This window comes from Bradyrhizobium sp. Ce-3 (assembly GCF_022835695.1).
Taxonomy (GTDB): Bacteria; Pseudomonadota; Alphaproteobacteria; order Rhizobiales; family Xanthobacteraceae; genus Bradyrhizobium.
In genome coordinates this window covers 345362-358608 of record NZ_BQUV01000003.1, presented here as the reverse complement: position 1 = coordinate 358608, position 13247 = coordinate 345362, and the positions used below count along the sequence as shown (strand labels likewise).

Here is a 13247-nt window from a genome sequence, read left to right as displayed (position 1 = left end):
GTCGGGGCGCAAGGCCCCTCACCGAAACCTGATCCCAGCTCCGCGCAAATTCACCCTCGCGCATCGCATGGCAGATCAGGAACGCCGGTCCATGGCGGTCGTTGGTCGTGACACCAGCAAGGAGTGTGTGCATGCAACGGAACATCAAGATACTGACCCTTGCGGCAGTGTCCCTGATTGCAACGACCGCCGGCGCGTTCGCGCAGGGCTACTATCCGTATGGCAGTCCCAGTGCGCGATATTACGGTGGCCCGCGCTACGGTGCCCAGCCTTACGTGACGTACCAACCGGCGGAACCGGGCTGGTATGGTGACGGCGCGATGAACGGCACCAATCATCCGGCACCGAGCTCGACCCAGGGTGACGTGGGTCCCGAAGGGAACAACAACGGCACGCTGACCGGGGTTTACCGGCAGTGGTAGCCCACGCACATTCGAAGGCCCGTCGCTCGGCTTGAGCGACGGGCCTTTTGCTGTTCGCCGGACGTTGCGACCGGCGCCGCGGTCATGCGGTCACTTCACCATCGCGCCGTAGACGATGTCCTGCACGTTCTCGCGATAATATTTGCGCAGCTCACCGGGCGCTGCGGTTCCCACCACCACGACGAGGCGCTCCTTCGGATCGCAGAAGAACTGCGTGCCGTTGGCGCCGTTCCAGGTGAACTCGCCGGGATTGCCCGGCACCGACGACAGGCCTTCGCTGGTCCGCACCGCGACCGCGAGCCCGAAGCCGAAGCCGCCGCGATGCGGCTCGACCGCGGCGACGTTGTTCTTGATCTCGGGCCCGAGATGGTTCGACGTCATATGGTGCACGGTCTTGGGGCTGAGGATGCGCTTGCCGTCGAGCTCGCCGCCGTTGAGCAGCATCTCGCCGAAGCGGAGATAATCCCCGACGGTCGCGAACGAGCAGGCGCCGCCGCAGTCGAACTTGATCGGCGCGTCGAGCACCCGGATGGATTGCGGCTTGCCGGTCAGCGGATCATTCGGAAACGGACGCGCCAGCCGCGCCCGCTGCGCGTCGGACAAATGGAATGTCGCATCCTTCATGCCGAGCGGCTTCCAGACATTGGCCGAGAGATAGTCGCCGAGCCGCTGGCCGGACACCTTCTCGACGACGGCGCCGAGCACATCGATCGAGAAACCGTATTCGAACTCGGTGCCGGGCTGGTGCACCAGAGGCAGCTTGGTGATGCGCTCGATGAAGGCCTGGGTGTCGCCCTCGACCGCCGGCGCGGTGCCTTCGGGATAGAGCCGCGCCAGCGCGCTCGCACTGTCGGGCCGGCCGCCATACATCAGGCCGGAGGTGTGGCGATAGAGGTCATGGATGAAGATCGGCCGGGCCTGCGGCTCCATCGTCAGCGAGCCGTCGGCCTGCTGCACGCCGACCTTCATGTCGGCGAACGCCGGATAGTAGTCGGCGACCTTGGCCTGCAGCGGCAACCGCCCCTGCTCCATCAATGTCAGACCGGCGACCGCCGCCATCGGCTTGGTCATCGACGCCAGCGCGAACACCGCATCGATCGGCATCGGCGTGCCCTTCGCCGGGTCGAGCTGGCCGTAGGCCTTGTAATGCACAAGCCTGCCGTCGCGCGCGATCGCCACCACCGCGCCGGGCACGCGCTTGGCCGCGATCTCGCGCGCGAAGAAATCGTCAAGCCGCGCCAGCCCCTGCTCCGAGAACCCGGCCTGATGCGCCGAAGCTTCCGGAAGCGGCGGCGCGGCATGGGCGATGTTGAAGGCAAGACTGCTGACGGCGGCAACCGCGGCAATAGCGAATTTTCTCATTGTTTCCTCACCGGGGACCGCGGGCGATTGTTGTCGTGTTCGCGGCCCGCGCCGGCAGGATTAGATCACGCCGACAGAGCCGACAAGGCGGCGCGGCGCGCGGCCGCGTCGCTTGGCTGCATGCCTTCGCGAACGAAGAACGGCGCGACCTCGTGCTCGAACGTCTTCAGCGCGGCTCCGATCGCCTGGTGCATGTCGAGATATTTGTAGGAGCCGAGCCGGCCGCCGAAAATGACGTTCGGATGCGCCGCCGTCATGGCGTGATAGGACGCCAGCATGGCGCGGTCGGATCCGGTGTTGATCGGATAATACGGCTCGTCGGTGCGGCCGGCGAAGCGGGAATATTCGCGGTAGATCGTGGTCCGCGCCTGCGCATGCGCGCGCTCCGGATGCAGATGCCTGAACTCGTGGATCCGGGTGAACGGCACCTCAGCGTCGGCATAATTGATGACGGCGGCGCCCTGGAAATCGGCGACGTCATGCACCTCGCGCGCGAAGTCGACGGTGCGCCAGCCGAGATGGCCGCAGGTGTAGCCGAAGAAGCGGTCGATCGGCCCGGTATAGATCACGAGCTGGTGCGGATTGATGCGGTCGGCGACGTCGAAATAGTCGACCCCGAGTTCGACCGCGATCTTCGGATGCTCGAGCATCCGGCGGAAGATCGCGGTGTAGCCGTCGACCGGCATGCCCTCGTAGCGATCGGCGAAGTAGCGATCATCGAAGGTGAAGCGCACCGGCAAGCGGCCGATGATGTCGGCGGAGAGCTCGCGCGGATCGGTCTGCCACTGTTTCTGCGTATAGCCGCGGATCAGGAGATCATAGAGCGTGCGGCCGACCGAGGCGATCGCCTTGTCCTCGAGATTGCCGATCCCGGAGGCACCATGCCTCCCGGAGGCACCGTGCGCTGCCGCCTCTGCCGCGATCACGGCGCGCGCCTCGTCCGGCGACATGATGCGGCCGAATGCGGCACACACCGTCGCAAGGTTGATCGGCATCGCATAGACGCGGCCGTTCGCCACCGTGAAGACGCGGTGACGGTAGTCGGTGAAATGGGTGAAGCGCTGCAGATAGCGCCAGACGGTCTCGGAATTGGTGTGGAAGATATGCGTGCCGTAGCGATGCACCTCGACGCCGCTGTCGGAATCGAGCTCCGAATAGGCGTTGCCGCCGATATGCAGCCGGCGGTCGAGCACGCAGACACTGCGGCCGAGCTTGTTCGCCACCTGCTCGGCGATCACGGCGCCGAAGAAGCCCGCGCCCACCACGACGACGTCGAAATTCTCAAGCTGCATGTGGCCCCCGCCCCGCGCGGGCCCGGGCGGTGGCCCGCCGCGACATCCCGACGGAACTTGAACGGCGCCGCAGTCGACTTCCGGCGAAGATTTTGGTTAAGGCCGCGATAATTTCCAGCCCGGAACGGCGGGCTCGGCCGTTGAACGAGGAGCATGCGAGGCGGTGGACGTGTCCGCGCGCGCAGCAACAGCATCATGCGCGGGGGCCCGATGTCCGTAATCTGCGTCCTGTATTCCGGCAACACCACCTACGATTCGCTGCGCGGCATCCTTGCGATGGCCGCCGCCGAGCTCGACCGGCTCGGGCACGAGGTCAAGATGCTCGACCTGCTGGCGCCGGACTTTTCGGCCCGGCTCAACGCCCTGCTGCCGCGCAAGGCCGAGACCATGGCGCTCGGCTTCTCCGGCATCGGGCTCGATATCCACACCAAGGACGGCAGGCTGTTCTGGGACGTCGCCCAGATTCCCGTCTTCACCTGGTTCTGCGACCACCCCTGCTATTTTGCCAAGCGTCACGGCCTCGAGAGCCGCTATGCCGCGCATGGTTACGTGTTTCCGGACCACGCCGCCTTCAACCGCGATCATCTCGGGGCCAATGGCGCCGTGTTCGCGACCCATATGGGCATCCCCGATCCCGGCTTCTTCGGCGGCCTGCCGGCCGAGAGCCGCAACGGCCGGCTGATCTTCGCCAAGTCAGGCTGGAATCCGCTGGCGCTCGAGCGCGGCTGGCGCAAGACGATGCCGCCGAAGCTGTTCGCGCTGCTGTTCGACGCGATCGCCGAGGCCCGCGGCAAGACCTGCGGCGCGTTTCCAAAAATCATCGTCGACGTCGCCGAGCGGCACCTCGTCTATCTGAAGCCGGGCGGCGACCTGTTCAACGTGATCCTGACCCGGCTCGACAACTACACCCGGGGCGTGCGCACCCGCGAGGTCGGTGCGGTGCTTGCCGATTATCCGGTCGATTTCATCGGCGGCGGCTGGAGCGACCTCGACGTCAGCGGACGGCCGGCGCGCGTGCTCGGCGCCATGACCTTCGATGCGATGCGCGAAGGCCTCGGCAGCTATCTCGCCGCGGTGTCGCTCAATCCGAACGTCGACCTGTCGGTGCATGACCGGGTGTTCTTCGCGCTCGGCGCCGGCACCGTGCCGGTGTTCGACGCCAACCGCTTCTCGGCCAGGGAGATGCCGCATCTTGCCCGCTACACCTTCAACCAGGACGCCGCCAGCGTCGCCGCCGCCGTCGAGGCCGTGCTGACCGATCCCGCCGCGGCGCAGGCGGCGACCGCCACCACGATGCGCGAGCTCTATCCGCGCTTCTCGATGCAGCGGTCGGTGCAGGACATCCACGAGATCACGATGTCGATCGCGGGGGCTGCCGGCGCCAATCTGTTGCCGGCCGAGCCGGTGCCGGCCGGCGTCTGGACGCCGAAGCAGGCGGCCTGATCTGGCGTAGCGCGCAGCCAGTAGCCCGCATGAGCCAAGCGGATTGGGTGAATGCGCGTCATGTTGGCCCATCCCTGCTGCGCAGCTCCAACCTCCCCTTGCAAAGGGGAGGTCGCTTGGCTCGTCAGAGCAAGCGGGTGGGGATCTGCTCCCTCCACTCGCAACGTCGCCCGCGGCTGACCCCCATCCCGACCTTCCCCCTTGCAGCGGGAAGGAGAAGAAGCGACGACCCGTTGGCTCATCCGGGCTACACTTGATTGCCATTTTCGTGGCCGTGCCGCGCCGGCTGCGCTACCGTGGACCCGTCACCTCCGATCGGGTCCAGCATGAACCGCCGCGCGTTTGTTTGGGGACTGGCTGTTGCCGCGGCGCTCGCTGGCGTTGCCGCGGCACCGGCGGCCGCGGACGGCAGGCGGGTGGCGCTGGTGATCGGCAACGGCGCCTACCGAAGCGTGCCTGTTCTCTCCAATCCGCCGAACGACGCCGGCGATATCGCAGCCTCGCTGAAACGCCTCGGCTTCGCGGTGACGCTGATCAGCAATGGCAGCTTCGACGAGATGCGGCGCGGCCTGATCGCGTTCGGGCACAACGCCGCCGGGGCCGACATGGCGGCGGTGTATTTCGCCGGCCACGGCATGGAGATCAACGGCGACAACTGGCTGATCCCTGTCGATGCCGAGCTGAAGCGCGACACCGACGCCGCCAATGAAGCGATCAGCCTGCAGAGCGTGATGCTGCAGGTCTCGAGCACCGGAAGCCTCGGCCTCGTCATCCTCGATGCCTGCCGCAACAATCCGTTCGCGGCGAAGATGAGCCGCTCGCTCGCCAGCCGCGCCGCTGCAAACAGCGGGCTCGGCCGCATCGAGCCGGTCGGCAACGTGCTGGTCGCCTACGCCGCGCGCGACGGCACCACCGCGCTCGACGGCGACGGCCGCAACAGCCCGTTCGCCACGGCGCTGTTGCGCAACATCGAAGCGCCCGGCGTCGAGGTCACCTTCATGTTCCGCAACGTCCGCGACGACGTGATGGAGGCGACGCGCAACGCGCAGCAGCCGTTCGTCTACGGCTCGCTGTCGCGCAAGGCGATCTACCTGGCAGCGCCGCCCACCGAGACCGCGAATGCCAAACAGGCGAATGCGGCACCGGCAGCCGCCGCTCCCGTCGTGTCGGCGCCATCAGCAACTTCAGAGAGCGCCATCGATCCCGCATTGGTCGGCACCTGGGAGATCATGGTGGCAAGCGGCCGCGGCCAGTCGCGCTGGATCTGGCAGATCATGGCCAACGGGACCTACAAATTCCACGCCGAACCATTCCGCTCGGCGCAATCGCACGAAGGTACCGTCACCTTCGCCAACGGCCGCTGGACGCTGCATGCGCTGAAGGGAATGAGGAATTACAGCGATGCCGGCTCCTACGAAGTGCACGACGCGACTGCCGTGATCACCGGCAAGCTCGGCACCGGCTATTGGAAGCGGAGCGTGGAGTGAGGGGGCGCCGCGTGGGTCGACCCACCGGCGGCGCAATGCAGTCGACCAAGCCAAGCCATGAAAAGGGACGCTCCTCGTCTTTGGCGGGAGCATACTCACTCTCAGTGACCTCCCAATGGCGGTTAGAGGCATCATGACGCGTTCGCCGCCGGAATAGCGAGCGCGTCGAGGCGTTCCGGCCGCGACATCGGAGCGCGAGAAAGCGTTAGCTAATGCTCTCGAAAGAGCGCATGGTGCCCTGATCGGCGAGCCGACATCGGCGCCCGAGCATTGGCAAAGGCGGGCGTACATGCAGACTCGCTCGCGACGGGAAATCGTCACCTTCAAGCATTCGTTCCAGATCAGGGGCATCGATCACCCTCTGCCTGCCGGACGCTACGAGGTCATCACGGACGAGGAGATGATCGAAGGGCTTTCCTTCGCGTCTTATCGCCGCGTTGCGACGATGATGATCGTGCCGGCTGCCTCGCATGGCGCCAGGATGGAGATGTTTTCCATCGGTCCGGTCGACCTGGCGGATGCGCAACGGATCGACGCGGGCATGCCAGATGAGTGACGAACCGCTCGATCTGGACAAGCATCGCGGGATTGCAGCGCAGAAAGCGACGGAAGTCCGCCGCGCAACAACGGATGTCGAGAGCCGTGCGCGGGACCTGCGCGAACGGCAAAGCGGGCTGGAAAGCGAACTGGTCTCGATCGCCGCGACCTCATGGCCGGAAGCGGCTGCCAAGGCGCGCTACGTGCTGAACATCTACGCTGCGAGCCTTTCGCCTGACGATACGAGGCATCGCGATCTCGTCGCGGCGATTCTGGCGGATTTTGCCCGGCTCGATGAACAGGGCTGAAGCTGTGCCTGCTTCGGCCAACGCAACGGGTTTAGTCGCATGTCACTTGAACAAGCTTGTTTCACCAGTTTCGAGTACGACCGCATGATCGTCCAGTTCTCGATGCGCGACGGCGCGAAGGTCATCTCCTGCGCGATCTCGACTTCCGCGATGGATGAGCTGGAAGGTGCGGGACGCGCACCGTCGAGCGAACGCGAAGCACAGTTCATGCGACTGCGAGAACGCATCGAAGCCCGCGCCACCGTCAAATACATGGCGGGCGAGTTCGAAGGTGTGCCCGCCGGGATCATCCTGAGAAGCATCGACTTCAGGAAGCAGTGAGGATCACCGAGGTCGCGAAAACAAGGGAGTCACGCTTGAAGGGCGACATAGTCAACAGTGATGGCGTACACGTCGCCGTGGTGGTCGGCTCCGCTGTTTTCGACCTCAAGGGCCGGAAGCTTTACGATCTGAAGGGCAGCAGGATTTATCGGCTCTCCGGTGAACTGGTGGGTCACCTCAACGAAGCCGGAGGCGCGGTAAGACGGCTCGACAAGGCGGCGGACAGTTTGTTCTAGCAGCTTCAGCACGGCAGCGTCGTCGCTAGGAACCGGAATGACACCAGGACGTTTGACGAAGACGGCGCGAGGTCATGAATCGTAAGGCCGCCGCCGCTGACGGACGAACGCACCGAGGCCTAAGCTGAGGTTGCGCCGCCCGAGACCCGTCTCATAATTTGGGGATGTGGAGTGCCAGGAATGATCAAAGATCGAGCCTTCGGCCGCCAGGACTCAACCGCCGCGGCGCGAGAAGCCAACAAGATGTTCCGAAAAGTGGAGGCCGCGCCGAGCGAGCATGCCAAAGTCGACAAAGCGTTCCAAGCCAACCGCGAGCGCCTCAAAGCCGAGCGATTGGCACGAGAATCCAAGCATCCCACCAATAAGGCCCGCTAGATGACGTCGCTTCATCGCGCAGCGAGGCAGGCGATCGTTCGCGAATGGGACCACTGGATCAAGACGCAGCCGCTTGGCGGAAAAGCCTGCGCACGCGACGCGCGGCGATTTTTCCTCGAGATCAAAGCCAGACGCGAGCCAACATTACTGGATTTTCGGTCAGGCGCAGAGGACAAATGGCAGATCGTACATCAGTGGCTCATGGCGGAGCAGCGAATCTCAAGCTAGACAATTGTGACCAGGCCGAGAACTGAAGGCGACAAAGGCCGCAAGCTGCGCCGTTACCGCTTCGTCTCGCCCCTATCGAAAATGAGGGCGGCTTGGAATACGCGTCCAACGACGGTTCTCACCTCAACCGAGAGGTCCGGTCGATCGTCCAGAGTGGCAAGATCACGCGCTAGGCCTGCCAGCGATTCTGCTGCCTCGACTTCAGCTTCACGCTGCGTTGCAAACTCCATCCCTTCCTTATCGGGATAAATCCCGTTGTCATCCCTGATGTCGAAGTAGTAGCGGATCATCCGCGCTTCCTTTCGCCGGCAACAGATGGTGTGCGGATTTCGTACCTCGTATTGACACGATGCCTTTTCAACGGATCTGGCGCGCCGGTTGGGGTCCCGGACGCTTGGCAGTCACTTGACGGGCCCTATCGAGAGCATAGCGAACAGAGCGTCATCGCCTTCAATCTGCGCCGTTTCCCGGCTGGTCGCGTACCCGCAGGCCAGCTCAACGTTTGCTTCGGAAACGTGCCATTTCCAGCGCGTGGGCTGTTGAGGCGTCACGGTGACCTCCAGCAAACGAGGTGTGAAATAGGTTTTCATTTCCTCAATATGCGCCTCAACCCATCCGATTCCTAGGCATATCCATCTGCCACTCGAACGAATTGAAAGCTCTGCCTCTCGATAGGACCATCCGGCTTCGACAAGTCTCATTCGACATTCGGACCCGTCGCCTTACCTCACCGGAGTCGAACCGGTTGGTATCCTTGCTAGATGACGGTGACCTGCGGCAAAGGTGGCCTGCGCTCTGGAAGTTTTTTCTTCGGAGGCGCCGGCAGCAATCCTTCGCGGATCGCCTGCTTCCGAGCGAGCTTGCGGGCCCGACGAATGGCCTCCGATCTTTCTCGCGTCTTTCTTTCCGAAGGCTTCTCATAGGCGCGGCGTTGCTTCATCTCGCGGAAGACACCTTCGCGCTGCATCTTTTTCTTCAGGACTCGAAGTGCCTGGTCGATATTGTTGTCGCGAACAAGGACCTGCATCAAAACTCCTCGGTGGCTGCGAACTGGAACAGCCCTGCACGCAACCTTTGCGCAGGGGACGTTCACGATCGTGAGGATGAGGGTAACGGCGAAATTCTTCGCCGGCTTTGAACAAGCCGGTCTGCTCGCCATGCCGATACGGTTGGTGGAATGACCGGAACACTACCGCGCGGCCGTGTCAATCGATTAGGTTCCCCTCGGCGGGCCCGTTCGAAGCTCTCGATCGGCGGCGGAGGCGCCCAACTGAAACAAATCAGCCCCGTTCCTTGTAATGGGCCGCACATAGCATATATACTAACTGTATTCGATTAGCCGCTGTGCCTTGTTGAACGCGCCCGCGGGCACCTTTTCCAAAGACATCGACGAAGTTGAAATCATCGCGTGACTGTCGCGCGGTATGCGCTCGCGCGCTTTGGAGAACAAGATGACGACAGGTACTGTTAAATGGTTCAATAGCCAAAAGGGCTTCGGCTTTATCCAGCCGGAAGACGGCAGCAGCGATGTGTTCGTTCACATCAGCGCAGTCGAACGGGCCGGTCTTTCGAGTCTCGCGGAGGGCCAAAAGGTTCACTACGAGGTCAAGACCGACAAGATGCGAGGCAAGGTCAGCGCCGAGAGCCTCTCGCTGGCGTGAGTTTCGTCGTGTCGTTTCACGGATGTACTGAAACGGCATGCTGCCCGCTCAATCTCAGGATTGAGCGGGTTTTGCCTGTTCAGCGGTCGTGTGCATGAGCGTCAGGAAGTCGGCAGAATCATCGCCCGAACGCATCGCGCGTGCCAACCGAAAACGATTGGCCGCTGACGAGGGAGCGCGCGCGATGGCGGAGGTCGGAAGGCAGGCCATCGAGGTTCGCAAGAACATGGCGCGACTTCGAGAGCTCCGCGAGACCAGGGAAGCCGCCGCTGCAACGCCGCCGGCACCATTGCCGGCGCATTCGCCAAAGAAGCGCACCAATAAGTTACCGCGATAGTCAACTTCGGCAGTGGTCGATGATTATGCCGACGACCAAGCCTCACCAAGCCGGAGCATGCAGATCGTGCGTAGAGCCAAGTCACTCGGCGACGGAACAATAACGTTCTCTCTTGCGCTCGGCGCAGCTCGACAGATGTGTCGGCTCACAACGACATTTCAGACGGACAAGCAAGCCCTTAGTTATCTTCATAAGTACCGGACGGAACTGGAGCAGATGGCGCGAGCGCGCCTTGCCTCGGGACAGCTTGAAGACGGGATCGTCGTGCTCTCCATGCTCTAGCTTCGGCCGGCACTGCGATGCCACGCGATTTGATGCGTCCTCAAGCGGCCTCGCGTGTCGAACGTTTTGCTGGTAGGCGCTGGTGATTTTTCGGAGCTGCCAGCGCTTTGACCCGTTATTCGATTTCGGAATGTCTTGCTCCATTTGGCGAACAGAAGCCGTGGCTTGACCGGCGCCCCTCCGCAGGTCTGCCCTGCTCCTTTCATTCCCTGTGAGGTTCGATCTGCTCGTTTCGCCGTTTTTCCTTTTCTCCGAGAGGAAGACGCCCAACCCGTTAGTTGAACGAATTTCATCATGGTACGTTGTTCCCCACCACCGGCTGAGGCTTTGCCCTTGGGCGTCGGTGGCTGTACGGAGCACTCATGTGCAAGCAATGCGACGAGCTTCAGATGCAGATCGACATGTTTCGACGCGCACTCTGTCAGCGTTTTGATCCGCTCACCACGGACCGTCTCAAGGTTAGCCTCGCTGAGATGGAAGTGAAGAAGGCCGCGTTACATCCGGAGACGAAGTAACTCAGTTGGCGAGCCTCATGAAATAGGGACCGCGTCTTAGCGGCCCCGCCGGACCGGAGACGCTTTATCCGCCGCGGGGGCGATGGCTCATTTACTACGCGATCTCGTCAGTCCAGACCCTAAAACTGACCAGAGAATTCTGCCCGAATGTCTGGGTAATGGGAACATCAGCGGCGTCGCGCCCGTGTGCGATCAAGATGCGGCCGATCCGCGGCACGAAGTTGCGGGGATCGAAGGTGTGCCATCGGCCTCCGAGATAGGCCTCAAACCAGCCGGCGAAATCGCCCGCGGCCCAAGGTTTCGGCGTGCTCACATCGCTCAGATACCCAGTACAGTATCGAGCCGGGATGTTCATACAGCGGCAGAACGCAATGGCCAGGTGGGCATAGTCGCGGCAGACACCCTTACCCTCGTGGTACGCCTCAAGTGCCGTCTTGCTGGAACTGGCATGCTCGTATCCGAACGAAATATGGTGGTGCACGAACTCACAGATCGCCTGCACCCTCGCCCAGCCCGGCGGCGTATTCTGAAACAAGGTCCAGGCAATATCGGAGAGCCGGTCCGTCTCGCAATAACGACTGCCGAGCAAATAGAGCAGCGTATCAGCAGGCAGGTCTTGCACTGCATGTTGAACGGCCGATGGAAACGCTGGGTCCGGCAAACCGCTGTCACGCACACAGCCATCGGCAGCGAACCGCATACGCCCGGCGGGCGCGACAATGCGGCTGCACCAATTGCCGAATGAATCGCGATACCTCGTGATCGGCACCGCAGGCTCGGTTGTCAAGGAATCCGGAACGATGATGTCTGAGGCACGAGAGATGTGAGTGCCCAGCACCATGATCACGGGCGTCGGTTGCGGGAAATCATAGAGCATCTCGAATCCGACATTGATCTTCATTCGAAATGCTTTCTTCTCTGCGCTCTTGGCAGAGGTGGCGACGGAGCTAGCCGAATACAAGGCATTGACGGTGGGTAAACGGGATGAGTGCGTACTGCGCGATCAGGGCTATATGACGCAGCGCATGTTCCAAATCTTCGCTGCGCGCGGTTAGTGCTCGCTATTGGCCAGCCCCGGGCGTAGGGTGGCTGGATCACCGCATTATCAACGGCATCGACCGGTGACTGAGGGTCACATGCGCTCCCGCCAACTAACTAACAGGAGCGTTCGATGACTCGTTTTCGCGCCTCGGAATGGATCGTTCCGCCGGTCGTCGTGCCGCTGTTTCTTCTGCTTCTCGCATGTGCTGCGGCCATCCTAAACGGCTAGCACGGCTCTCTTGGCCTGTTTGGTCACAGGGAATCTATCACGGCAACGCCACTTGCGGCACGGTCGCGTCGTTACGTCTTGCGTCGCCCGCGACGCATATTGCAGCCGAACGGGCTGAAGAGCTCAGACCCCAATTGGAGATCTAAATCATGGCCAAGGGACAGCAACGCGGCAATCGCGAAACCAAGAAACCGAAGAAGGAAAAAGCGAAGGTGATTGCAGCGGCGCCGAGCCGCAAGGAGGCCGGCTGGCAACCGGACTTCGGTCCTGCAAAGAAGAAGAGGTAAGCAGAGGTTGGCGCTCAGCTCGATGGCTTCCCAGAAGCCGGACGAATGGCGCTGGAAGTCAATCCCCTCTATCGGTCCCGGAAAGTCATCTTCGCCATCACGAGCGGCACAACGCCCATCAAGCGTTGAAGCGATCGCTGACGGCACCGAGCGTCTCCGTGATGGATATCGACAGCGGTACTGGGGCCGACAGGCGCTCCCGCCGCCTAGCAGGAGACTCTCCATGTGCGAGAAGTGCATCGAACTCGACAGGAGAATCGAGCATTACCAAAAGCTCTCAAGCTGCGTAACCGATCAGACCGCGCAAGAGGGAATCCGCCTTCTTATTGCAAAGTACTGCGCAGACAAGAAAGCGATTCATCCAGATCCGGGATAACGCCGCCTCGCTGTTGGGCGAAGCATTCTGCGGGCTCTTCGCGCCGGCTACGACGACGTCGCGATCTTCAAACAGAAATTCGAAGTCCAGCCGGTCGTCGGATCAGTCCATAAGCTTCAAGCCGGCGGCCTGGTCGAGCCCCTTTGACGGCCGGCGAGATGCTCACGGCTCAGGCACGCCACCCGGCGGCCGGCACATGTGCGCTTCATGATAGGAGCACCCCGTCACCCTTGCGTACGATTTTGTGCTGCGGCAAACGGCATGATTGCGGGAGCAGGCGACATGGAGGCGCCCTCCACGGCGGAGCCTCGCTCGGCGGTACCGTCAACCCAGTGAAATCGTGCAAGACCGGCTCGGCGCCAGAGCGAACAATGCTGAAAGGCTCCCGTCCGTCTCGAGGAGCCGCGCGCTTCGCAACTGCCCTGGTCGAGGTGCGGCGCGCAGGCCTCATTCCTCCTTGGGCTGCCCGGGTCCGGTTCCAGTCGCCCGCTCATCTGCACTTTCTCTG

18 protein-coding genes are annotated in these 13247 nt (G+C 62.7%); 12 read left to right on the top strand and 6 right to left on the bottom strand.

Annotated elements, in window-relative coordinates:
- The first annotated feature begins 131 nt into the window (after positions 1 to 131).
- Positions 132 to 422 carry a hypothetical protein gene (locus BRSPCE3_RS12755; protein WP_244066158.1) on the top strand — a complete coding sequence of 97 codons (291 nt, stop codon included), beginning with the start codon at positions 132 to 134 and terminating at the stop codon, positions 420 to 422.
- A gap of 90 nt (positions 423 to 512) precedes the next feature.
- On the opposite strand, the gene BRSPCE3_RS12750 is transcribed toward BRSPCE3_RS12755, so the two are convergent.
- Together BRSPCE3_RS12750 and glf are read right to left on the bottom strand one after the other, a co-directional pair.
- Entirely contained in the window at positions 513 to 1784 is a 1272-nt protein-coding gene (locus BRSPCE3_RS12750) for a serine hydrolase (RefSeq protein WP_244066157.1), read from the bottom strand.
- A gap of 65 nt (positions 1785 to 1849) precedes the next feature.
- Positions 1850 to 3076 (bottom strand): UDP-galactopyranose mutase, encoded by a 1227-nt coding sequence (glf, locus tag BRSPCE3_RS12745; RefSeq protein ID WP_244066156.1) that lies wholly within the window; start codon positions 3074 to 3076, stop codon positions 1850 to 1852.
- Positions 3077 to 3286: 210 nt separating this feature from the next.
- Between glf and BRSPCE3_RS12740 the strand changes: the two genes are divergently transcribed.
- The 7 genes from BRSPCE3_RS12740 (at position 3287) to BRSPCE3_RS12710 (ending at position 7783) form a co-directional block, all read left to right on the top strand.
- Positions 3287 to 4519, top strand: coding sequence for a hypothetical protein (locus BRSPCE3_RS12740; protein WP_244066155.1), 1233 nt, complete (start codon positions 3287 to 3289; stop codon positions 4517 to 4519).
- A 326-nt stretch (positions 4520 to 4845) separates the two neighbouring features.
- A complete protein-coding gene (locus BRSPCE3_RS12735) occupies positions 4846 to 6006 on the top strand; it encodes a caspase family protein (RefSeq protein WP_244066154.1) in 1161 nt (386 codons plus the stop codon).
- A 289-nt stretch (positions 6007 to 6295) separates the two neighbouring features.
- On the top strand, positions 6296 to 6562 hold the full coding sequence (locus BRSPCE3_RS12730; protein ID WP_244066153.1) for a hypothetical protein: 267 nt from the start codon (positions 6296 to 6298) through the stop codon (positions 6560 to 6562).
- Positions 6555 to 6851 carry a hypothetical protein gene (locus tag BRSPCE3_RS12725; RefSeq protein ID WP_244066533.1) on the top strand — a complete coding sequence of 99 codons (297 nt, stop codon included), beginning with the start codon at positions 6555 to 6557 and terminating at the stop codon, positions 6849 to 6851. Before BRSPCE3_RS12730 ends, BRSPCE3_RS12725 begins: the two co-directional genes overlap by 8 nt.
- Before the next feature lie 39 nt (positions 6852 to 6890).
- The gene (locus BRSPCE3_RS12720; RefSeq protein ID WP_244066152.1) at positions 6891 to 7172 is read left to right on the top strand and encodes a DUF1488 family protein; all 282 of its coding nucleotides are present in this window, start codon (positions 6891 to 6893) and stop codon (positions 7170 to 7172) included.
- Positions 7173 to 7207: 35 nt separating this feature from the next.
- Entirely contained in the window at positions 7208 to 7408 is a 201-nt protein-coding gene (locus BRSPCE3_RS12715) for a hypothetical protein (RefSeq protein WP_244066151.1), read from the top strand.
- Between the two features lie 180 nt (positions 7409 to 7588).
- Complete coding sequence (locus tag BRSPCE3_RS12710) at positions 7589 to 7783, top strand: hypothetical protein (protein WP_244066150.1); 195 nt, start codon at positions 7589 to 7591, stop codon at positions 7781 to 7783.
- Positions 7784 to 8064: 281 nt separating this feature from the next.
- Here the strand turns inward: BRSPCE3_RS12710 and BRSPCE3_RS12705 are convergent, their stop codons facing one another.
- The 3 genes from BRSPCE3_RS12705 to rpsU all read right to left on the bottom strand — a co-directional run bounded on the left by BRSPCE3_RS12705 (position 8065) and on the right by rpsU (position 9038).
- Positions 8065 to 8301 carry a DUF6894 family protein gene (locus BRSPCE3_RS12705; RefSeq protein WP_244066149.1) on the bottom strand — a complete coding sequence of 79 codons (237 nt, stop codon included), beginning with the start codon at positions 8299 to 8301 and terminating at the stop codon, positions 8065 to 8067.
- Between the two features lie 111 nt (positions 8302 to 8412).
- Complete coding sequence (locus BRSPCE3_RS12700) at positions 8413 to 8712, bottom strand: hypothetical protein (protein ID WP_244066148.1); 300 nt, start codon at positions 8710 to 8712, stop codon at positions 8413 to 8415.
- A gap of 56 nt (positions 8713 to 8768) precedes the next feature.
- Entirely contained in the window at positions 8769 to 9038 is a 270-nt protein-coding gene (rpsU, locus tag BRSPCE3_RS12695; protein WP_244066147.1) for a 30S ribosomal protein S21, read from the bottom strand.
- A 424-nt stretch (positions 9039 to 9462) separates the two neighbouring features.
- Here rpsU and BRSPCE3_RS12690 point away from each other — a divergent pair, with 424 nt between their 5' ends.
- The 3 genes from BRSPCE3_RS12690 to BRSPCE3_RS36040 all read left to right on the top strand — a co-directional run bounded on the left by BRSPCE3_RS12690 (position 9463) and on the right by BRSPCE3_RS36040 (position 10806).
- Complete coding sequence (locus tag BRSPCE3_RS12690) at positions 9463 to 9672, top strand: cold-shock protein (protein WP_229183029.1); 210 nt, start codon at positions 9463 to 9465, stop codon at positions 9670 to 9672.
- 394 nt (positions 9673 to 10066) lie between these two features.
- On the top strand, positions 10067 to 10291 hold the full coding sequence (locus tag BRSPCE3_RS36105; protein ID WP_309296299.1) for a hypothetical protein: 225 nt from the start codon (positions 10067 to 10069) through the stop codon (positions 10289 to 10291).
- 389 nt (positions 10292 to 10680) lie between these two features.
- The gene (locus tag BRSPCE3_RS36040) at positions 10681 to 10806 is read left to right on the top strand and encodes a hypothetical protein (RefSeq protein WP_283843114.1); all 126 of its coding nucleotides are present in this window, start codon (positions 10681 to 10683) and stop codon (positions 10804 to 10806) included.
- Positions 10807 to 10900: 94 nt separating this feature from the next.
- Here BRSPCE3_RS36040 and BRSPCE3_RS12680 read toward each other — a convergent pair whose 3' ends face one another.
- Entirely contained in the window at positions 10901 to 11707 is an 807-nt protein-coding gene (locus tag BRSPCE3_RS12680) for a transglutaminase family protein (protein ID WP_244066145.1), read from the bottom strand.
- A 518-nt stretch (positions 11708 to 12225) separates the two neighbouring features.
- Between BRSPCE3_RS12680 and BRSPCE3_RS12675 the strand changes: the two genes are divergently transcribed.
- Positions 12226 to 12363: a hypothetical protein gene (locus tag BRSPCE3_RS12675; protein WP_244066144.1), complete on the top strand. Its 138-nt coding sequence runs from the start codon at positions 12226 to 12228 to the stop codon at positions 12361 to 12363.
- Positions 12364 to 13247: the final 884 nt, after the last annotated feature.

Coding starts and splice junctions, on each gene's coding strand:
- BRSPCE3_RS12735 (WP_244066154.1), top strand. CDS start 4,846: ATGAACCGCCGCGCGTTTGTTTGGGGACTGGCTGTTGCCGCGGCGCTC.
- BRSPCE3_RS12710 (WP_244066150.1), top strand. CDS start 7,589: ATGATCAAAGATCGAGCCTTCGGCCGCCAGGACTCAACCGCCGCGGCG.
- BRSPCE3_RS12730 (WP_244066153.1), top strand. CDS start 6,296: ATGCAGACTCGCTCGCGACGGGAAATCGTCACCTTCAAGCATTCGTTC.
- BRSPCE3_RS12700 (WP_244066148.1), bottom strand. CDS start 8,712: ATGAGACTTGTCGAAGCCGGATGGTCCTATCGAGAGGCAGAGCTTTCA.
- BRSPCE3_RS12720 (WP_244066152.1), top strand. CDS start 6,891: ATGTCACTTGAACAAGCTTGTTTCACCAGTTTCGAGTACGACCGCATG.
- BRSPCE3_RS12690 (WP_229183029.1), top strand. CDS start 9,463: ATGACGACAGGTACTGTTAAATGGTTCAATAGCCAAAAGGGCTTCGGC.
- BRSPCE3_RS12755 (WP_244066158.1), top strand. CDS start 132: ATGCAACGGAACATCAAGATACTGACCCTTGCGGCAGTGTCCCTGATT.
- BRSPCE3_RS12680 (WP_244066145.1), bottom strand. CDS start 11,707: ATGAAGATCAATGTCGGATTCGAGATGCTCTATGATTTCCCGCAACCG.
- BRSPCE3_RS12705 (WP_244066149.1), bottom strand. CDS start 8,301: ATGATCCGCTACTACTTCGACATCAGGGATGACAACGGGATTTATCCC.
- rpsU (WP_244066147.1), bottom strand. CDS start 9,038: ATGCAGGTCCTTGTTCGCGACAACAATATCGACCAGGCACTTCGAGTC.
- BRSPCE3_RS36040 (WP_283843114.1), top strand. CDS start 10,681: ATGCAGATCGACATGTTTCGACGCGCACTCTGTCAGCGTTTTGATCCG.
- glf (WP_244066156.1), bottom strand. CDS start 3,076: ATGCAGCTTGAGAATTTCGACGTCGTCGTGGTGGGCGCGGGCTTCTTC.
- BRSPCE3_RS12675 (WP_244066144.1), top strand. CDS start 12,226: ATGGCCAAGGGACAGCAACGCGGCAATCGCGAAACCAAGAAACCGAAG.
- BRSPCE3_RS12750 (WP_244066157.1), bottom strand. CDS start 1,784: ATGAGAAAATTCGCTATTGCCGCGGTTGCCGCCGTCAGCAGTCTTGCC.
- BRSPCE3_RS12740 (WP_244066155.1), top strand. CDS start 3,287: ATGTCCGTAATCTGCGTCCTGTATTCCGGCAACACCACCTACGATTCG.
- BRSPCE3_RS36105 (WP_309296299.1), top strand. CDS start 10,067: ATGCAGATCGTGCGTAGAGCCAAGTCACTCGGCGACGGAACAATAACG.
- BRSPCE3_RS12725 (WP_244066533.1), top strand. CDS start 6,555: ATGAGTGACGAACCGCTCGATCTGGACAAGCATCGCGGGATTGCAGCG.